Genomic DNA, 21,062 nt, shown 5'->3' with positions numbered 1-21,062 from the left:
TATTTTTATAAAACAATGTTAGACACCGTAAATTTATCTTTTGGTATTTTAATACCTTGCCCAGAGCCCACCGTAACAATTAAGCGTCCTTTGTAAGCCACGGCATTACCTTGCTCATTGATATAAGTGAGTTGGTTTTTAGGAACTGTGAATTTAACCTCGTTTTGCGTTTTGTTTTTAAGGGTAACGTGTTTAAAACTCACTAATTGTTTATTAGGTGTTTTAATTGGCGCGTCGGGCATAGAAATATAAACTTGAACAACATCGTCAGCTGTAAAACTGCTTTGGTTAGCGATTGTTGTTGTTAGGTTTAAATCGCCAGTGTCTGCGTTTATTGAATGACGTGTGTTTTTGTATTTAAAGTCTGCGTAACTTAAGCCGTAACCAAATGGGTAAAGTACTTCACCTTCATAATATTTGTATGTACGGTTTTGCATTGAGTAGTTTTTAAAGTCAGGTAAATCTGAAACTGATTTATAAAAGGTGATAGGCAATTTACCTGATGGGCTAAAGTCGCCGTAAAGTAAACCAGCTAGCGCGCTTCCTGCTGCCTCACCTGGATAGAAGCCCTGAACAATGGCATCTATATTTTCGTTCTCCCAATTTAATGCCATTGCACTACCGCTCATATTTACAAGTACGATAGGTTTACCGGTCTGCTTTAGCTTTTTAAGTAAATTAAGTTGGCTTTTAGGTAAATTAATATTGGTTCGATCTCCGTGAGAAAACCCTTCAATTTGCAGTGGCATTTCTTCACCTTCAAGATTGGCACTAATACCGCCTACAAATACAATAACATCCGCTTCATTGGCATTATCTAGCGCTTGTTGAGTAAGGTTTTGAGGGTTTTTTAACCAGCCTAAACTCGCTGTTGGGTTAATAACGTTGCTATGCCAAAAATGATTGAATTTAGCTTGTGCAGTTAATATATATTCTTCATTTTTATTAAGTGTTATAGCGCCATTAACGGTTTTACCATTAAGTGTAAAACTCATATTGGTGGCTTTGAAATAGTATTGTGCTGTTTGCTCCGGTTTAATTATTCCGTCCCATTTAACAGCAAATTCTTGCTCAATAGAGTTGTCGATAGGGGAACGTTCCCAGCTAAAGTCGATATTTTTATCTATTTGTCGTTTAGCTGGTTGACGGTCAAAATTACTCGCTGGGTAATACTGGGCAATTAACCCTGGCTGCATTTGATTATTATGATCTAGATGAAAAAAATGTTTTGCCTCAATAGGTTGGTAATGTGTATAAACCTCACCGGTAATACTTGAGCCTGCAGAATATGTAAGGTTATTTTTACCTAGGCGTTTTTCTAATGCGTATTTAGGGGTAATAGGTGTGATAGGTGTGCCGTTGTAATTTCCTAATAAAATAGCGGTGTTATTTGCATTCGGGCCAATTAACGCTATTCTTTCGTTACCTTTTAAAGGCAGCAATTGTTTATTTTTAAGTAATACTAATGATTTTTGAGCGGCTTCTTCGGTGAGTTTTAAATGTTCTGCAGATCCAACTAACGTCATCGGTTTTTTAGAAAAAGGCACATTGTTAGCACCATCAAACATTCCTAATTTAAAGCGCGCATACATAAGGCGTTTTAATGCTATATCTATATCATTTTCTTCAACTAATCCTTCTTGTACTGCCTGAGTTAAATAACTATAGGTATTACCATGATGATCACCGCAGTTTAAATCGGTTCCTGTTCTAAGCGCCATAGCTGCAGCTTGTGCTTCTGTACTGACTATATTGTGGGATTTTATGTCGTAAAAATCGGCTATAGCACCACAGTCAGATACGATGTAACCTTTAAAATTAAATTCATCGCGTAATTTATTTTGAATTAACTCGTTGTTACCACAAGCCGGCGTGCCATTTACGCTGTTATATGCACACATCACTGATGCTACATCCGTTTGTGCTATTACATCTTTAAATGCAGGTAAATAGGTTTCTGCTAAATCTTTTTTAGAAGCAGTGTAGTCGTCACTGTGCCTTGAAACCTCCGGGCCGCTATGTACTGCATAATGCTTAAGTGTCGCTACAGATTTTAAATACTTAGAGTTATCACCTTGTAAGCCGTTAATAAAATTAACCGCAATACGGGTTGTTAAATAAGGGTCTTCACCGTAGGTTTCTTGGCCACGGCCCCAGCGTGGATCTCTAAAAATATTTATGTTTGGCGACCAATACGTCAGCCCTGTATACATTGAGTGGTTATTTTCATTTAAAAAGGCATGATGCTTTGCTCTGCCTTCGTCAGAAATAGCCGTACCAACTCTTAACATTAAGTCTTCATCAAATGTAGCAGCAAGACCAATCGCCTGAGGAAAAACAGTTGCTTTACCGGCTCTTGCTACACCGTGAAGCGCTTCGTTCCACCAATTATATTTTGGTATATTTAAGCGCTCAATTGCGGGGGATTTATCAAATAGCTGAGCTACTTTTTCCTCTAATGTTAAGCGATTTACTAAGTCATTTACGCGCTCGTCAGTTGTTGCCGATTCATTTAGATAAAGTGGTGTATCTTTATTTGATTGTTTATGGGGCGCACAACTAACTAAAGTAGCGATTGCTGTAAGTGCAATAAAATCTTTTATATATTTGTTAATCATTGTTACTAACTCTTTATGGGTGTGTGATAAAAATAAATTAACAGAGGTTATTATTAGAGTCGTCTAAGGGTAAGATTAATATAAATTTGAACGTTTAAATGGACGTATTTACGTAAGTTCATACTTTAGTTCCCTAAATAATGGGCATTACGCTGCAAATACGTGTTAATTACTATTTAACAGTATGATTTTCAGTCCCTATGTATTAATCCACTTATAAAAACGAGGTATGTATATATAACCAAAGTGGCTTAATAAAGCGTTCAAATAGCGGTATGTGTGGTTAGTTAGGCGATTTTTTCCTTTAATTTTATTAAACCTATACCTGCACGATAACCACATACACAAAAAAGACAGGATAAGAATTTTAAGTGCTACGTAAGTAGTCTTTAAATTCTGATTGGGGAAATAAGAATGAAGAAAATAAAACAGAGCCGTAAATTTAAGTTGTCGATAATTGCCTCTGCAATTATGGCATCACCATTTTCTTGTAATGTATTTGCAGCACAAGAAGAAGCCGTAGCAAAAGCTGATGAAGATAATATAGAAATTGTGATTGTAGAAGGGACACGCTCAAATCTCATTAATGCCCAAAATATGAAGAGAGAAGGCGAAACAGTACTCGATGCTATCTCAGCAAAAGATATTGGGTCTTTACCTGATCGAAGTGTACTTGAGGCAATTACCCGTTTACCAGGAGTGTCTATTGAACGCTTTGCAGCTGCAAACGATCCAGATCATTATGGTGTTGAAGGCAGCGGTGTTGTTGTTCGTGGATTAACACATACTCGCAGTGAATTTAACGGCCGTGACACTTTTACTGCAGATTCAGGGCGAGGGTTAAGCTTTCAAGATGTACCGCCAGAATTAATGGGGTCTGTTGAATTATTTAAAAACCAATCGGCAGATATGATTGAAGGCGGTATAGCTGGTACTGTCAATTTGGTTACACGTAAACCTTTTGATGCCGACGGCCGAGTAATCGCTTTTACTTTAGATGGAACATATAGCGAATTTGCAGATGAAACAACACCGTCATTTTCTGGCCTATATAGCGATATATTTGATTTAGATAATGGCAGGCTTGGCGTATTAGTAAATTATTCAAACTCTAAACTAAAGGCGCAGTCAGACGGTACACAAATAGGCCGTTACGAAGAGCAAAATGAATTTGTTAATGGGCAAGCTGTATTTGTGCCTCGTACTACGCGTTTAACCCGAAAAGAAGATGACAGAGACAGAGAAGGTTTTGCAGGAGCACTACAGTTTGAAAATGAAAGTAAAACGCTTTTAGCTACAGCCCAATTTATTCGCTCGGATTCGTCACTAGCGTGGACCGAACACGCTATTGAAATGGCCGATGATGCTGTTATTAATGATTTAGTAGCTCTTGCAGGTACTGAATTTGACATTACTGACCAAGGGCTTTTTGAATCGGGTTTTATTACATCAAATGCAGGTTGGCGTGGTAATGATGCGCAGCGTCAACCATCAGGTGAATTTGGTGCACAACATGCGATGATCACACGTTTTAGAGATCAAGATAACGTAGTGGACGATTACGGCTTTAATCTTAAGTATCGCCCTAACGATACATGGTCGTTTAATTTTGACGCTCAATATGTAGAGTCTACATCAGAGATTTTTGATTTTTCTGTCATGGGCGCAACTCGCGCTGTAATTGGTATTGAACAAAACGGCTCAGAGTTACCTGATATTACTTTACTTGACCCTGCAAATAGCGGCGATGCAGGATTTTTTACCGATCCTCATAACTATTTTTGGCGCAGTGCAATGGATCACATATCTGATAATGATGGTAAAGAAGTTGCCTTTGCAGGTGATACAAAATACACATTTGATAGTGGCTTTTTTACTAGCGTAAAAGTTGGTGCTCGTTATGCTAAGCGTGAGCAAACTACACGTCAGTCTACTTTTAATTGGGGATGGCTGTCTGAGGCGTGGGCAGGTAATGGCAGTGCATGGTTTGATGCACAAGGCGACGAGCTAGGTGCAAGTTTAGGCGATAGCTATGAGGAGGTAACTTTTGATAACTTCGCCAGAGGCGGGGTATTAAATGTTGCCTCAGAGGGAGCATTTTTGTTTCCTAAAGAGTCGTTTGTAAAAGACTACAATAATGCAGAATCTGCCTTTGCGTCTTTATCACCAAATTGGCAACGTTTGTCGAGCAGAGACGGCGCGGTTGGAGATTTTTTAAATAATGAAATTAATGAAACGTCTGAAGTAAATAATGCGTTTTATATTAAAGGTAATTTTGAAGGTGAATTAGGTGACATGTTTTATAGCGGCAATGTGGGTCTTCGCTATGTAAAAATAAAAAATGAAACAGATGGCTTTTTAACATTCCCAGATACCGTTGGCGATATTAACGATGCATCCGATCCCGATAATTTTTTACCCTCGGATCAAGCGGCCTTTGGCAATGCAGGATTTACAGAGCAAACTGCAAACAGCGAATACACAAATATACTGCCTAGCTTAAATGTAAAATTAAATTTAAAAGATGATTTAATTTTACGCTTTGGTTTTTCAGAAGCTATAGCACTACCGGCTCTAGGAAACCTAAGAAACTTTGTAAAAATCACGCCTGAAGACTTAGTGATCACCTACGATGAAAGCTCAGATGAAAGACAAATTCAAGACGCACGCTATTCGCGCTATACAGCTAACTCGGGAAATCCATTTTTAAAACCAATGGAGTCATACAACTACGATTTAGCACTAGAGTGGTATTTTTCTGAAGGTGTTGGCTCGCTTACGAGTTCATTCTTTTATAAAGATATGAGTAATTATTTTATTAATGGCTCAGTAGATAGAGAGTTTGCTAATAATGGTGCTACTCAGGTAGTACAAGTAAACGGTGCTACAAATGGTGATGAAGGTTCTGTGCAAGGTTTTGAGCTGGCTTACCAGCAGTTTTATGACTTTTTACCTGGTGCCTTTAGTGGTATCGGGATGCAGTTTAACTATACCTATATTGAAGAAGAAGGATCACCAAATGCAGGATTATCACCAGATAAGCCTGATTCAACAGAAGGCGCCGATGTTGCATTTGATGGATTGCCTCTTGAAGGGCTTTCTAAAGACAACATAAACATTGTAGCTATGTACGAGAAGTATGGCATAAATGCACGCTTAGCTTATAACTGGCGCTCTGAATATTTGCTAACCAGTAAAGATGTAATAACTCAATTACCTATCTATAACGAGGCGGGTGGCCAGCTTGATGGTTCTGTATTTTATAATCTAACGGACTCATTTCAAATTGGCTTACAAGGTACCAATTTAACAAACGAAGTGGCGCGTACTTCTATGCAAATAGACAACGATAATAATCGTATATCACGCTCTTGGTTTGCCAGCGAACGTCGATTTAGTATTATTTTAAAAGGTAACTTTTAATAAATACCATTAGTACATAAATAAACGCTATGACTGCTTATTAAGCAGTCATAGCGTTTTGTTATATAAGGTAATGAAAAATGAGTGATTCAAGAATTAAGTCTATTGTTATAGTCGGTGGGGGGTCAGCAGGCTGGATGAGTGCCTCGGCGTTGGCTAAAGTTATTGGCTGTGATAATTGTAGCATTACACTTGTTGAATCTAGCGAGATAGGCACTGTGTCGGTAGGTGAGGCTACTATTCCGCAAATTCAGCTATTCAATACAATACTCGATATCGATGAATCTGAGTTTATTCGCTCTACAAATGCAACGTTTAAACTAGGTATTGAGTTTATAGATTGGAAGGAAAAAGGGCATCGCTATTTTCATCCTTTTGGAAACTACGGTACTAATATGGAGGCGCTGCCTTTTCATCATTTTTGGTTGAAAATGCAAGATGAACCAAAATTTGAAAAAACTTCCAACTTATCTAACTACTCACTGGCATCGGTAGGTGCTTACGCCAACAAATTTATGCACCCGTCTACCCAGCAAAATACACCGCTAGCAGGTATTAATTATGCCTACCACTTTGATGCAACCCTTTATGCTAAATTTTTAAGTAAATACGCTATAAATAAAGGTGTTAAGCGTATTGAAGGTCAGGTTGATGAAGTAAAAACCAACCCTGTAACAGGAATGATAGAGTCGTTAGTGTTAAACGATAACACGGTACTCAGCGGTGATTTATTTATTGATTGTTCAGGTTTTAAAGGACTGCTAATTGAGCAAGCACTTAAAACGGGCTACGAAGATTGGACACATCTACTTCCTTGTAATAAAGCGGTTGCAGCGCCTTGTTTATCTACAAAATCACTAAACCCTTATACACAGTCTACGGCGCAGAGTGTTGGCTGGACTTGGCGAATACCGCTACAAAACAGAGTAGGTAATGGGTTTGTGTATTCAAGCGAGTTTATGGATGACGATAAAGCGCAGAGTTTATTATTAAACACACTGGAATCAAGCCCTTTAAATGATATAAATAGCTTACAGTGGGTTACAGGTATGCGTAAAAAAAGTTGGAATAAAAACTGTATTGCTATTGGTTTATCGGCAGGCTTTGTTGAACCACTTGAATCTACAGGGTTACATTTAATTCAGTCGGCTATTGCAAAACTGATGACGTTGTTCCCAAGTAAAGCTTTTACGCAGTGCGATATTGATTTGTTTAATCAGCAAACTGAAACAGAGTATCATCGTATTCGAGATTTTATTATTTTGCATTATAAGTTAACAAATCGCGATGATAGTGAGTTTTGGCGTTATTGTAAAAACATAGAAATGCCAGATTCATTAAAACAAAAAATAGATATGTTTAGTGAAAACGGTCGTATATTTAGACATGACAACGAGTTATTTAACGAAACATCTTGGCTTGCTGTTATGCACGGACAAGGCATTAAACCTAAAAGCTACCACCCATTAGTTGACAGGCTAAGCCGTGATGAGATAAAACGCAGACTAAAAAATATTGAATCAGTAATTAGTCGCTCAGCAAATGTAATGCCCGATCATCAGGCGTATATTTTAAAAAATTATACGCCATAATACATTGTTGTAGAGAGTTGTAAGTGGACAATCTAAGCTTTTGCTTGGCGTTCCCAATGCTCTTTTCTAAATTGAGTGGGTGTTATACCCACTAGTTTTTTAAAAAATGTATTAAAAGTCGCTTTGCTGTTAAACCCTGCTTTATCCATAATGTCCAACATGGTCACTGTTTTATTTTCTTCTAAAAGTAGCAGCCGTTTACTTTCTTCAATTCTGTAGTGATTTATAAACTCAAAAAAGTTTTTACCAAAGTGCCTATTAATTATTGATGAAAGGCTTCTTGACCCCATTCCTAATTGGCTTGCTAGGTTATCTAGTGTGAGTAAATGGTTTAAATAAGGCTTGTTTTGTAGCAAGTAGCTTTCAATTTTTTGTATTTTTTCGGGTTCAAAGACCTCTGGCAATTTACTTTGTTCGGTAGTGAGTGTGTCGTCAATACCTTGGAATATTCTTGAATGACCTGCACTAAAAAATATTAGGCTTGTTATTAATAAAAGTACCGCGTAGTTAGAGGTAAGCCCCAATAGTTCGTGATCGACAATTATTCCAATGTCATAAGACATAATAATACCAAGCGAGACAAATATCGCGTTTAAATGAACAACTAAAAAGCCAATAACTAAGACTTTTAACCAAGTCAGATCGACACTTTCTAGTTCTGCAAATTCATTTTTGATATTTTTTTGATATTTTTGTAATTCTAAAAAGCACAAAACACTGATAGAAAACCGGAAACATTCTCGAGAAAAATAAATTATACGATCAACGATAGGTGTAGTTTCAATAGTACCGTTTTGGAGTGCATTTAATTTAACGCTGTTGTCGAGCATAAGCCAATCTAGTGTGAAATAGATGGCATAAAGTATAAAAGGAATAAAATACAGTGCGTCAACTTTTTTAACTTCATAATTTTTATTAACTAACGATTTTATATAGAGCAAAAGTAGCGGGACTTCTAACCAAAATGCTAAGCCGAATGTATAAAACAAATTTGGCGATAAATTTAATGCAAAAGGTCTAAATGCTTCACCAAAGTTTATAAGATTATCCATAGGAATAGCAGCTTGAGCTAATAAAAAGCAGGCAAGTAGGCAGTTACTTAATTTATTCCCTTTTTTTAATGTGATTAAAAATACGCTAAACGATAAGCATATAAACATGGTAAAAATTAAAGCGAGATCGTGAGTGTTAAAAAGTACTTCTTTCACAATTTAATACACCTTTTATTAAAATTGTTATTTGGCACATCTATGTCATTCGTGTGGGTATGTATTATCGAACAAGTTTAAATATTTAAAACAGTTTTAGCGTTCAAATAAAGTGTATTACACGTATTAGAACGCCTAAAACCTCTATTTGAACGACATTATAGTGTATTTGTAATAAAACTATTCGCCACACTAACAAAGTATCAGGTTATCAATTTAATGAAAAATATTTATTCTTCATTTGTTTTAGGCTCATTTTTGAGCATTTCATGCTCAGCTGCATTTGCTAAAAATGATATAACGCTATGGCCAAAACAAAAACCCGCAATAGAAAAAAATGCAGCGCTAGAAGCTGACATTACACGCTTAATAAATAAAATGTCGCTTGAACAAAAAGTCGGTCAAATGGTTCAAGCAGAAATAACATGGGTCACCCCACAAGATGTTAAAAAATACCATTTAGGATCGGTTTTAAATGGAGGAGGTACATTTTTGCATAATGACCGCAATGCAAGTGTGTCTGATTGGGTGTCGTTTATGGATGAGTTGTACTTAGCCTCAATGGATACATCCGCTGGTGGTGTAGCTATTCCTGTTACGTATGGTATCGATGCCGTACATGGTAATAATAAATTTATTGGCGCTACTTTATATCCTCATAATATTGGTTTGGGTGCAGCGCATAACCCAGCGTTAATTTATAAAATTGGTGAAGCAACAGCAAAAGAAGTCCTCCTTGCAGGAATCGATTGGACCTTTGCACCTACATTGGCAGTTGCCAGAGATGATCGGTGGGGGCGAACCTATGAAAGCTACTCTGAAGATTCAGAGATAGTTGCTTTGTATTCAAAAGAAATGATTGAAGGGCTACAAGGTCAAGTAAATACATCTAACTTTTTAGATGACGACCATATCTATTCTACCGCTAAGCATTGGGTGGGCGATGGTGGTACTTATCAAGGGATTGATCAAGGCGATAATCGAGAAACAGAAAAAGATTTAATTAAAAATCATGCTGCAGCTTATTTTCCAGCTATAAAAGCGGGTGTACAAAGTATTATGGCCTCGCATAATATGTGGAATGGACTGCGTTTACATGGCAGTAAATATCTGCTTACTGATGTGTTAAAAACTCGACTCGGTTTTGATGGCTTTATAGTAGGTGATTGGAATTCGCATAGTAAAATACCTGGTTGTACTAATGACAGCTGCCCACAGGCTGTAAATGCTGGACTTGATATGTTTATGGTAGTCGAAGACTGGAAAGCTTTTATAGGTAATACAATAGAGCAAGTTGAAAATGGCATTATTCCCATTGAACGTATTGACGATGCAGTTAGGCGTATTTTACGAGTAAAAATACGTTCGGGGCTATTCAATAAAGGACTTCCATCAAAGCGTAAATACGCAAACCAAAAACAATTATTAGGTGCTCCTGAACACAAAGCGATTGCAAGGCAAGCTGTACGAGAGTCTTTAGTGCTGTTGAAAAACAATAATAATTTGTTACCGCTTAGCCCAGATAGTAAAGTTTTAGTTGCTGGCGACGGCGCTGATAATATGAGTAAGCAAACGGGTGGTTGGACAATTAATTGGACTGGTGAGGGTAATGTAAAGTCTGATTTTCCTGGGGGAACGTCAATTTTTGATGGTATTGAGCAGGCGGTAAACAAAGCAGGTGGTAAGGCGGTATTGAGCCCTGATGGAAGCTTTGATGAAAAACCCGATGTAGCTATTGTTGTATTTGGTGAAAACCCATACGCAGAGTGGATTGGTGACTTGAAATCAATAGCGTACCAGGCTCACTCTCATCGTGACGCTAAATTAATCGAGTCATTAAAATCAAAGGGCATAAAAGTGGTATCTGTATTTTTATCTGGCCGGCCACTTTGGGTTAATAGAGAAATAAACGCATCTGATTCGTTTGTTGCTGCTTGGCTTCCAGGTAGTGAAGGCGTAGGTGTAGCTGACGTGTTATTTACCAATAAAAAAGGAAATATCGAGTATGACTTCAAAGGTAAGCTTTCTTTTTCATGGCCTAAATACGCGTCTCAAGTTGTATTAAATAGATTCGACAAACCGTACGACCCATTATTTGCTTATGGATTTGGCTTAACTTACAAGGATAATGTAAATCTTGGTAAGTTAAATACTCACAATGATTTTGTATTTGAAGTACCCACTAATACACCCTATGTAATTATGCAAGGTAGGGCAAAAGGTGATTGGAACTATCAATTGCAAACAGAGCAAGAAACAAAGGATATTCAAACTCCGGTTGGTAAAATTCAAGGCTTAAGCATGATTGAAGCTGACAAGGAAATTCAAGGAGACGCAAAAGAATTCACTTGGACTGGCAGTAATCATGCATCTGCATTAATTAGCTCAACATGGTACAGAGAGGATTTATCGCAGTACTTAATCAATAAAAGTGCCTTGACATTCGATGTGCGTGTAGAAGCCTACCCAGAAAAAACGTTAAATGTTCAAATGGGCTGTGGTAAAAGCAAGTGTGGTTCGTTTGACATAGCGCCTATTATTAAAGAATTTAAATTAAGTACATGGCATAAAGTATCGATAGACCTATTGTGTTTTGCTAATAAGGGAGTTGAATTTGAACGCTCTAGTGCGCCATTTGTTTTATCAAGTGAAGGCGCAGCTAAAGTACGCGTTGCTAATGTTCAATTTGAACCTAAAGCAAAGGAAACAGCTAATATAAAATGCGGTGAATAAATGGCAAAGGGTGCATATTAGTGCACCCTTGTTGTATTTTCGCTTGAATTTATGCGCATACGGAAAGGGCATTATGAAAAATGTTGTTTTAAAATTAACGTTAATCGCTGTGCTTTTCTTGAGTGCATGCACGGCGGTAGTAAAAGATGATTTTAGTAAACTGAGCACAGAGTCATCTAATCAAAAAATAGCAGTTAATCAGCTTGGTTATTTAGTTAATAGCGAAAAAATAGCAATAGTGCCAAATGTAACCGCGACTACTTATGATTTAGTGGATGTAAATACTAATAAAATAATACGTAGCGGCCAGTTATCACACGCTAAAATGTGGGACAACTCAGGAAATGACACCTTTAAACGCGCTGAATTTACAGATATTGTAACACCAGGAGATTACCTTTTACGTGTAAAAGGAGTGAGAGATTCTGCCGTATTCTCAATTAATAATCATGTATATGACTCGATTCATACAGCGGCGTTAAAATACTATTACTTAAATCGTTCAAGTATTGTAATAGAGAAAAAGTATGCAGGTATTTATGCGCGGCCTTTAGGGCATAAAGACGACGACGTGCTTTATCACTCATCAGCAGAGCAAGGCGATGACTTTAAAGCGAAAGAGGTGCAATCTCAAAAAGGCTGGTACGATGCGGGCGATTATGGCAAGTATGTTGTTAATTCTGGTATTACCACGTACACATTACTTGCGGCGTTTGAGCACTACCCTGAAGTGTATCAAAAGCAAATATTAAACATCCCTGAATCGTCAGATGACGTCCCCGATATTATAAACGAAGCACTATGGAACCTTGAATGGCTGATCACTATGCAAAGCGATGATGGGGGTGTTTATCATAAACTCACAACGTGTGAATGGCCAGGCTATGAAATGCCGCATGAAGATAAAAGAGCGCGCTACATGATAGGAAAAAGCACAGCGGCTAGCCTTGATTTTGCCGCGACGTTATCGGTGGCCAGTAGAGTAATTGCTCCCTATTATCCCAATAAAAGTAAGCAATATTTAGCGGCTGCAATTAACGCATGGAAGTACTCGCTTGAAAATCAAACCCAATATTATGAGCAACCTGATGATATTAAAAGTGGAGAGTATGGTGATAATCAGCTAAAAGATGAGTTTGCTTGGGCCGCTGCAGAGTTATTTATAACAACTAGAGATAAAGGTTTTTATAATACTTACAAAGAGATAAATATTCATTATTCAGCTCCTTCATGGAGAAATGTATCGTATCTTTCTTTAAGCAGTTTACTGTTTAAGGCAAAAGATTTATTGAGTGAACAAGAATACGAAGATCTTAAAATAAAGCAAAAACACTTAGCTGATGTGTATTTAAAACAACATAAAAATAGCCCATATATTGTTGCGATGGAAAAGTCTGACTTTGTGTGGGGAAGTAATTCAGCAGCGTTAAATAAAGCGATAGTTTTGCTACAAGCCGCTGAGTTAAATAATAATTCGCAGTACTTAAAGGCTGCGCAAGGGCTTGTTGATTACATTTTAGGACGCAACCCAACAGGGTATTCGTTTGTTACTGGTTTTGGTGATAAAACACCACAACACCCGCATCATCGAATTTCACAAAGTGATGGCATTACAGCTCCAGTACCAGGTATGTTAGTTGGCGGTCCCCAAGCTGGGCAGCAGGATGAGTGTAACTATGATTCCAACGAACCTGCAAAATCATACAGCGATAGCTGGTGTAGTTACTCAACGAACGAAGTGGCAATTAATTGGAATGCGCCGCTTGTATATGTGCTGGGAGCGTTTGTTAGCCGGTGAGATTTATTTGAGTATTTTACAATCGTTATAGCTCACTGATATACAACTTTAACTTTGCATCAATCAAAGGGGTCCAATCTTGACTTCATACATTAAGGGTTATGAATGCCCCTTCATGGCACATACCCGACGCTAATATAAAAGCCAAACGTTCAGCTAACCCAATACAAAGCTCATTAAATCTGCTCTAAAAAGTAAATCACTAAGGTAAAACTTCAGTAATTATCGAGTACTCCCTTTATTTCAGTTTGAGATACCCAAGTTAGTAATACTTATTTCTGATATACTCAGTCAGCACTTTTACTCAAAAGGTAATAGTCTTCAGCTTGCAACTCAATGCAAGTTAACTCACTGCTCTTCATTATTTATTGTCAAAATTACACCTTTGTAAAATAGAGTTGGTTCATCCGAGCCAAAAACGTACAGAAAAAACACCGCCTAAGTTTATTGGCGAAGTATGATGATTCGTTGGTGAACTCAAGCGTACTTACTTTATAAACAGGACTTAGCATGAGTGAATTAACTATCGGCGTTATCGGAACATCCCGCAAGACAGATGAAAGACGGTATCCTATTCACCCAGAGCATTTATTACGAATTCCCGAAAATCTTAGAAAACAAATGGTGTTTGAACAAGGCTATGGCACCGCTTTTAATGTTAGCGATGAATATATTGCAACGTTAACGGGTGGCATTGCATCGCGCAGCGAAATACTTACCCATATTGGCACTGCCATTATTGCAAAGCCTGTACTTGCTGACTTAGAAGAAATGCGCGAAGGAGGCACTATTTGGGGCTATGCCCACTGCGTTCAACAGCATGAAATAACACAAGCGGCGATAGAGCGTAAACTTACCTTAATTGCTTTTGAAGATATGTATGTGTGGTCACCAAACGGAAATGTAGGGCGCCATACTTTTTATAAAAACAATGAAATGGCAGGGTATTGCGCTGTAATACATGCATTGCAACTTAAGGGTATTGATGGTCATTATGGCGATCAACGTAAAACGATTATATTTAGTTTTGGTGCAGTGAGTAGAGGCGCTATTTACGCTCTTAAAGCGCATGGCTTTAGAGATATTACAATTTGTATTCAGCGCCCTGATCACGAAGTGCGTGAAGAAATATTAGATTGTCACTATGTTAAGGTACGAGAAGGTGTTAAAGGGGAAGCTCGCATGATGGTTGTTGAACATGATGGGACTAATCGACCACTTAGCGATCTTATTAGCGAAGCCGATATTATCGTGAACGGGACTTATCAAGAAACAGCTCATCCGGTTAACTTTGTAATTGAATCAGAGGCCGACTGCTTAAAACCAAACAGCTTAATTATTGATGTTAGCTGTGATGAGGGGATGGGATTCTTTTTCGCAAAGCCGACAACGTTTAAAAAACCTTTATTTCGATATAACAACACGGATTATTATGGCGTTGATCATACACCGAGTTATTTATGGGAAAGCGCGACGCGTTCAATCTCTGCGGCGCTCATAGTTTATTTACAAACGATACTTAAAGGTGCTTTACAGTGGCAAAAAGATGAAACCATTCGACGTGCAATAAACATTGAGCAAGGAATAATTAAAAATACGGCTATTTTGGCATTCCAAAACCGCGAAAACATTTACCCTTATAACGTAATAACACAATGATTATATCTATCTCTAATCTAATTTTACATTAGGGGGTTCGCTTCGTCTTAGTGCTAGTAATTTTAAGGCGAAGTGTTTGTTGACTGATAGTAAACTGGAGAACTTAAATCCTAAAAGTTTTGATAAAACGAACACCCACAATTTATAAGGCTACCTGATATGCTTAACAATTGTGTGGATTCGAACTGCTGATCTTTGGACTGGGTGATCAAGAGTGGCTAGTGCTTTTTCTTTGGGTTTTTAGGTTTTATCATTACTTTGAAGTGGTACGACTGAGTGGATTGGAACTACTGGCCATTGGACCGGGTACTCAAGAGTGGGTAGTGCTTTTTCTTCGGTTTTTTTATTACTTTGAAGTGGTACGACTGAGTGGATTCGAACCACCGACCCCTACCATGTCAAGGTAGTGCTCTAACCAACTGAGCTACAGTCGTACAATTTTTGAGGTTTTACTTAAATGTTGGTACGACTAAATGGATTCGAACTACTGACCCTTGGACCGGGTGATCAAGAGTAGGTAGTGCTTTTTCCTTTAATTATACTTTTTTAAATGTTGGTACGACTGAGTGGATTCGAACTACTGACCCTTGGACCGGGTGGTCAAGAGTAGATAGTGCTCTTTCCTTCAATTATACGTTTCATTAATGTTGGTACGACTGAGTGGATTCGAACCACCGACCCCTACCATGTCAAGGTAGTGCTCTAACCAACTGAGCTACAGTCGTATTACTTTATTTAAGTAAGTGTTAATTGCTTAACAACGGCGGCTAATATATAGCGTGGCGGTTGGTGAATCAAGCAAGTTTGTTGTTTTTGAGTTTATTTGCCGCTTTTTTATTCATATTGGGTTTATTTCACACGTTTTATAAAAACCTTGCCACCAAACCACATGTTTTTTAGCTGAGCTTTTAAGTAAGTTCAGTAAGTTACTTGTCGAGCCCGTTTTGACTAAGTTATTAATTTGAGGGCTTGAGATACTTTCGTTAAACCAAAGCTCGTTATAAAGCGGTTGTAGTACCTCTAGATAACCAGTTAATTGCGCTTGATAGGGCTGAATTTCTTTTAGGTAAAACTTTTGAAATACGTTGCTTATGATTTTTGCGTTTTTATTATTTTTATCCTCTGGGCACAGCGTATTAAAGTTTAGTGTTTTTACAAACTGTGTGGCGTTGTTATTTAACACGACCTGCATACGGACTGATTGAATGAGTGCTTGGTTAAATTGAAATTTATTAAGCTGCTCGAGTGCGCTAAAAATAGAATCGCTATTAATTGTACTAAATTCTTTAGCCTTAATTTGCTGCTTAATGAGTACAAGTTGCTTTAGCGCAAATACGGTATCGCTAAAACCAGCGGGTTCAGTAGTGAGCTCGTTTGAGGTGAGTTGCCAGGTACGATTTAACTCAGGTTCATTAAATAACATGGTATTAAAAAAGTACATTAGGTGTGTTTCTTTATAGTTTTTGGCTGCGAGTATTTTTGTGTAACTAGGGCTATTTTTATCAAGCGTATTTAAGCAAACCTGCGCACTTTTAATAAAGTTTATTTGATATTTTAATTGCCCAGCAGCGCTGGCTGTTTTTCCTAATTGGTTGTTGTGCTCACTTATAAGTACGTTAAGCTTACATTGGCTAATGCCTGCAAGCTCAACAATACTCAGTGTTAAGTCACTTTGTGCTATTGGGGGAGGCTGCAGTAAAGGGAGTTGCTTGAGCGGCGTAGGCTGTGTTGGACTTGCATTAACTGTGCTACTTAAGCGTTCAATATAAGTAGCGTTTACACTACTTTGTGGTTTGTTGCAGCCAGTAAGCATTAAAAAACACATTACCAACAAAGCAGCTGGTAATGATTTAAGGCTGAGCTTATTAGTTTTGATTGAGTGCATCACTGTTAGCAAATTCATATTTTAGACGCTTTCTTACTGTTAGCATTAATAAAATAGCAGCGACACTAAGGCCTACTATTATTCCAACCCAAAAGCCATGCGGCCCCATAGCTGGCACAATTATGTCTGTTCTTGCTAATACGTAACCTAAACAAAAGCCGATTAACCAATACGATATAAACGTAATATACGATATAGGCGTGGTGTATTTTAACCCACGAAGCATGCCATTTGCAGCAACCTGTAATGCATCGGGTAACTGGTAGACACACGCTAGTATCATAATTGATGAAGCTAGAGCCATTACAGCGGGACTGTCGGTATAAAGTTGGCTAATTAAATCACGACCTGTAAAAGTCATAAGTGCCAAAAATAGTGCAATTACAATAGCTAATATGTAACTAGTCGATACGGCAACTTTTAACTGCTGTAAATTATTTTGACCATATAGATTACCAATACGAATACTTATAGCGATAGAGAGGCTTAGCGGCATCATAAACAGCAATGTAGTTACACTCGCTGCTATTTGATGCCCCGATACAGCCACTGCACCTAAATGCGCTATAAATAGCGGTATACACGCAAATAAAGTGACTTCAAAAAAGGTGGCAAGTGAAATTGGTATACCTAGCTTAGTAATAATACCAATGGTAGTGAAATTAGGTTTTTCGAATGATGAAAGCAGGCCTTTAGCATCTACCTTTTTACTCATTTGGCAGTAAGTAACTTGTGCTATTGCCATAACAGTTAAAACAATTGCTGTGGCAATGCCACAGCCTGCGCCGCCATAAGCAGGAAAACCAAATAAGCCATTTATGAAAATATAATTTACTGGAATATTAACGGCTAAACCTAATAGGCTTATGTAAAAAGCGGGTTTGGTCATCCCCATGCCTTCGGTAACGTTTCTGTATACTGTAAAAATTAAAAATCCAAACACACCCCATTTCACAAAATGGATGTAGTCAATGGCAAGGTTTGCAATAGCAGGCGTTGTATCGAGCTTTAAAATAATGGCATCTGCTAAATGGGCAATACCAAAACCTGTAAAGCTTAAAATAGCGGTTAAATAAAGCGCTTGTTGAAAATAGTGGCTAATGCCTTTGCGGTCATCGCTGCCCGAAAACTGCGCAATAATACCAGTAAGCGCTAATAAAATACCTTGCAGAGCAAGTAATAATGGGTTCCATATTCCTGTTGCAATAGAAAGTGCAGCTAAGTCAGTAGGGCTAACTTGGCCGGCCATAATTGTGTCGACTACCGACATTAAAATAAGTGTAACTTGTGCTAAAAAAACAGGTAAGGCTAGGGAAAGTAAACGCTTGGCTTCCCAATTGCAAAAGGTCATAAAAAAAGCTATTAAATAAAACAGGCGGCAATTGTAATCTATTGCGTTTCAAATAAAAATCACAGTAGTGAATGATTTTATGAGTTGATACGTTAAACTAGCACTTTGTAATAATTTTAAGTGATTTTATGTTTACAGGAATAGTGCAAACACAAGCAACAGTGGTCTCTAAAACTCATGCTGATGGTGTGTTACGCTTAGTTGTATCGGTGAGCGATGAGTACGTTAAGCATTTAGATTTAGGCGCAAGTATTGCTATTAATGGCTGTTGTTTAACGGTTGTGCAAGTTGAGCTAAGTAATCATGATGTGGTGGCGCAAGTGCATTTTGATGTGATTGACGAAACCCTAAAGTTAACTAATTTAGGCCTGCTTGAGCTAGGTAGCTTAGTAAATTACGAACGCTCTGTTACGTTTGGTACTGAGCTAGGTGGGCATATAGTGTCTGGGCATATTCATTGTACGTCACAAATCTCTCAAATAGTGAAGCTTGAGAATAACTGCAAAATACAATTAAGCTTGCCAAAAGAGTGGCAAAAGTACGTGTTATATAAAGGCTTTGTTGCTATAAATGGCGCAAGCTTAACCGTAGGCGAAGTTGATGAACAAGGTTTTTGGATACACCTAATTCCGGAAACGCTCGCCATTACAAACATTGGTGCAGCGCAAGTGGGTGACAAGTTTAATATTGAAGTTGATCAGCAAACTTACACTATTGTAAATACGGTAGAGAACTACTTACGCCATCAGGCTTAAGTTAAAATATTTGTTCGTCGTCACTGTCTACGTGTAGCTCCAATTTATTATTAGCATGGTCTATATGCATATTTAAATGAATTGGGTTACAGCAGGCAGTGCAATCTTCTATATAGTCTTGATCGCCGCTGCTTGCGTCTAAGTCTAGATGTATGTGGTGTCCGCAGTGTGGGCACGTTATTCGTTGTGATAAAAAATCTTTCATAATCACTCCAGTTATAAATAATTAAGTTAGGTTCAACTTAATCGCTTACAGATGAACGTCTACTTACTCATTAAATATAGTGCTGAAATGCAGCTTATGACACTTATTTTATACCTTCAAATACCAGCTTTTCTATATGTTGTTTAGCTTCAGTCAGATAGTGACCGGCAAAGATGTTGGCGTGATTTAAAATAGGGTATAGCTGGTATATTGACTTACGCTTTTCGTAATTTTGAGAAAGCGGGTAGTGCGCGTTATAGGCGCTATAAAAGTCTTTAGGCAGGGGGGCAAATAGTTCGCTCATTGCAATATCCACTTCCCGATCACCATAATAACAAGCCGGGTTAAATATTGTTGGTTCTGCTTTTAAAAATCCCATATTGCCACGCCAAAAATCGCCATGCAGTAATGAAGGTTGTACCTGATGGCTATGTAGTTGCTCTTTTACGGTATTAATTAAGCGTTCGGGCTCAATAAAGTTAATGCCTTTTTCAGCGAGTAGTTGTAATTGCCACCCTATACGCTCTTCGGCGTAAAATACATCCCACTTTTTGTGCCAGCGGTTTGGCTGTATGGTTGTGGCTAGGTAATTATCTACATCAAAGCCAAACATAGCTTGGTCATGTTTTTGATGCATTTTAGCGAGGTTGCGACCCATATTAGTCCACGTGTCGTGGGGTTGTTTATCTAAAACAAGCCATTGTAAAACAATAAACGAAAACTCTATATTTGCACCAGTTGTAATACATTCAGGTACTTTAAAATTACTATTTTGCGCCAAAAGCTTTAAGCCAACAAATTCACTTTCTAAACGCTCGAGCTCGCTTTTTAGTGCTATTTTAACGAAGTAGTTATGCGTACCATTGGTAATATGAAATAGTTTGTCGGTGTTTGTACTTTGTAATTGGCGTTTGTAGGTGTACTTAAAGTCAAAATTGATGGCTCGGCTGATGTGCTCATTTACTGTTTTCCACATAACAATTGCTCGCCTTTTAAACAGATACTTAAACTATGGCAAAAAGGTATTAATTTAACAATCTAAACGTTGTAAAATTAACGGCTATATTGAATAAAATTACACTTACTGTAGTGGAGTTAAAATGAACAAAAGTTTAATAACCAATTTGCTAGCGGGTTTATGTGTTGTTGTAGGTTTTATGTTTAACCAAGCAATTGTGTTGTCTGTTGGTTTATTTGCACTTTCTGGCGCGGTAACTAATTTATTAGCCATTCATATGTTATTCGAAAAAGTCCCGTTTTTATATGGTTCTGGTGTTATAGCGCTTAAGTTTGAAAGCTTTAAAGTCGCTATACGAAACCTGATATTAACGGAGTTTTTTTCAGAGCAAAAAATTAATAATTTACTCAATAAAGCGCAGCCCAATATCGACTTTGAGCCAATAATTAGCAATGTTGATTTAAACCCTGCATTCGACAATTTGTTAGAGGTAATAGAGCAGTCTCAGTTTGGTAGTATGCTAGGAATGTTTGGCGGTACAGCGGCAATAGAGCCGATGCGTGAAAAGTTTATTGAAAAAATGCAATTGTCGCTTAGTGAGATTTCTCAAACTGACGACTTTAAAGCATTAGTAAGCCAAACACTTTCACAAGGTAATAGCGCAGAAAGCCTACATGAAACGGTGCTTAAACTAGTTGATGAGCGCTTAGATGAGCTTACTCCTAAAATGGTTAAAGAGATTATTCAGACCATGATCCGCGAGCACCTAGGCTGGCTTGTAGTATGGGGCGGTGTGTTTGGTGGTTTATTTGGTTTAATAGCGGCCGTTATTTAAATCTAGCGACTAATAAAAAGCATAATCATTCTATTGCATTAA

At 37.8% G+C, this 21,062-nt stretch carries 13 protein-coding genes and 2 tRNA genes; 7 read left to right on the top strand and 8 right to left on the bottom strand.

Annotated features, from left to right (window positions below):
• Window positions 1-5: 5 nt before the first annotated feature.
• Window positions 6-2,618, bottom strand: coding sequence for a glycoside hydrolase family 3 C-terminal domain-containing protein (locus JG479_RS08860; protein WP_200218742.1), 2,613 nt, complete (start codon window positions 2,616-2,618; stop codon window positions 6-8).
• Between the two features lie 414 nt (window positions 2,619-3,032).
• Between JG479_RS08860 and JG479_RS08855 the strand changes: the two genes are divergently transcribed.
• Window positions 3,033-6,041: a TonB-dependent receptor gene (locus JG479_RS08855; RefSeq protein WP_200218740.1), complete on the top strand. Its 3,009-nt coding sequence runs from the start codon at window positions 3,033-3,035 to the stop codon at window positions 6,039-6,041.
• An 80-nt stretch (window positions 6,042-6,121) separates the two neighbouring features.
• Window positions 6,122-7,633 carry a tryptophan halogenase family protein gene (locus tag JG479_RS08850; protein WP_101163044.1) on the top strand — a complete coding sequence of 504 codons (1,512 nt, stop codon included), beginning with the start codon at window positions 6,122-6,124 and terminating at the stop codon, window positions 7,631-7,633.
• 32 nt (window positions 7,634-7,665) lie between these two features.
• Here JG479_RS08850 and JG479_RS08845 read toward each other — a convergent pair whose 3' ends face one another.
• Window positions 7,666-8,841: a helix-turn-helix domain-containing protein gene (locus JG479_RS08845; RefSeq protein WP_101163043.1), complete on the bottom strand. Its 1,176-nt coding sequence runs from the start codon at window positions 8,839-8,841 to the stop codon at window positions 7,666-7,668.
• Window positions 8,842-9,060: 219 nt separating this feature from the next.
• Between JG479_RS08845 and JG479_RS08840 the strand changes: the two genes are divergently transcribed.
• The 3 genes from JG479_RS08840 (at window position 9,061) to JG479_RS08830 (ending at window position 15,031) form a co-directional block, all read left to right on the top strand.
• Window positions 9,061-11,574 carry a glycoside hydrolase family 3 protein gene (locus JG479_RS08840; RefSeq protein WP_200218738.1) on the top strand — a complete coding sequence of 838 codons (2,514 nt, stop codon included), beginning with the start codon at window positions 9,061-9,063 and terminating at the stop codon, window positions 11,572-11,574.
• A gap of 73 nt (window positions 11,575-11,647) precedes the next feature.
• Window positions 11,648-13,372, top strand: coding sequence for a glycoside hydrolase family 9 protein (locus JG479_RS08835; RefSeq protein ID WP_101163041.1), 1,725 nt, complete (start codon window positions 11,648-11,650; stop codon window positions 13,370-13,372).
• A gap of 510 nt (window positions 13,373-13,882) precedes the next feature.
• On the top strand, window positions 13,883-15,031 hold the full coding sequence (locus JG479_RS08830; protein ID WP_200218736.1) for a N(5)-(carboxyethyl)ornithine synthase: 1,149 nt from the start codon (window positions 13,883-13,885) through the stop codon (window positions 15,029-15,031).
• Window positions 15,032-15,388: 357 nt separating this feature from the next.
• On the opposite strand, the gene JG479_RS08825 is transcribed toward JG479_RS08830, so the two are convergent.
• The 4 genes from JG479_RS08825 to JG479_RS08810 all read right to left on the bottom strand — a co-directional run bounded on the left by JG479_RS08825 (window position 15,389) and on the right by JG479_RS08810 (window position 18,267).
• A tRNA-Val gene (locus tag JG479_RS08825) sits at window positions 15,389-15,465 on the bottom strand.
• Between the two features lie 214 nt (window positions 15,466-15,679).
• A tRNA-Val gene (locus tag JG479_RS08820) sits at window positions 15,680-15,756 on the bottom strand.
• A 113-nt stretch (window positions 15,757-15,869) separates the two neighbouring features.
• Window positions 15,870-16,916 (bottom strand): DUF3080 family protein, encoded by a 1,047-nt coding sequence (locus JG479_RS08815; protein ID WP_200220330.1) that lies wholly within the window; start codon window positions 16,914-16,916, stop codon window positions 15,870-15,872.
• Window positions 16,897-18,267, bottom strand: coding sequence for an MATE family efflux transporter (locus JG479_RS08810; RefSeq protein WP_200218733.1), 1,371 nt, complete (start codon window positions 18,265-18,267; stop codon window positions 16,897-16,899). The genes JG479_RS08815 and JG479_RS08810 overlap by 20 nt, the downstream gene beginning before the upstream one ends.
• A 128-nt stretch (window positions 18,268-18,395) precedes the next feature.
• On the opposite strand from JG479_RS08810, the gene JG479_RS08805 reads away from it, so the two are divergent.
• Window positions 18,396-19,022: a riboflavin synthase gene (locus JG479_RS08805; RefSeq protein WP_002962511.1), complete on the top strand. Its 627-nt coding sequence runs from the start codon at window positions 18,396-18,398 to the stop codon at window positions 19,020-19,022.
• Between the two features lies 1 nt (window position 19,023).
• Here JG479_RS08805 and JG479_RS08800 read toward each other — a convergent pair whose 3' ends face one another.
• Together JG479_RS08800 and JG479_RS08795 are read right to left on the bottom strand one after the other, a co-directional pair.
• The gene (locus JG479_RS08800; protein WP_002962509.1) at window positions 19,024-19,227 is read right to left on the bottom strand and encodes a CPXCG motif-containing cysteine-rich protein; all 204 of its coding nucleotides are present in this window, start codon (window positions 19,225-19,227) and stop codon (window positions 19,024-19,026) included.
• Window positions 19,228-19,330: 103 nt separating this feature from the next.
• Window positions 19,331-20,203, bottom strand: coding sequence for a fructosamine kinase family protein (locus tag JG479_RS08795; protein ID WP_200218731.1), 873 nt, complete (start codon window positions 20,201-20,203; stop codon window positions 19,331-19,333).
• A 124-nt stretch (window positions 20,204-20,327) separates the two neighbouring features.
• Here JG479_RS08795 and JG479_RS08790 point away from each other — a divergent pair, with 124 nt between their 5' ends.
• Window positions 20,328-21,020: a hypothetical protein gene (locus JG479_RS08790; RefSeq protein WP_002962506.1), complete on the top strand. Its 693-nt coding sequence runs from the start codon at window positions 20,328-20,330 to the stop codon at window positions 21,018-21,020.
• Window positions 21,021-21,062 lie beyond the last annotated feature (42 nt).

The organism is Pseudoalteromonas sp. LC2018020214 (assembly GCF_016598755.1).
Classification (GTDB): Bacteria; Pseudomonadota; Gammaproteobacteria; order Enterobacterales; family Alteromonadaceae; genus Pseudoalteromonas; species Pseudoalteromonas distincta.
The sequence above is the reverse complement of the archived record's forward strand: the minus strand, read 5'-3'. Positions and strand labels throughout refer to the sequence as shown.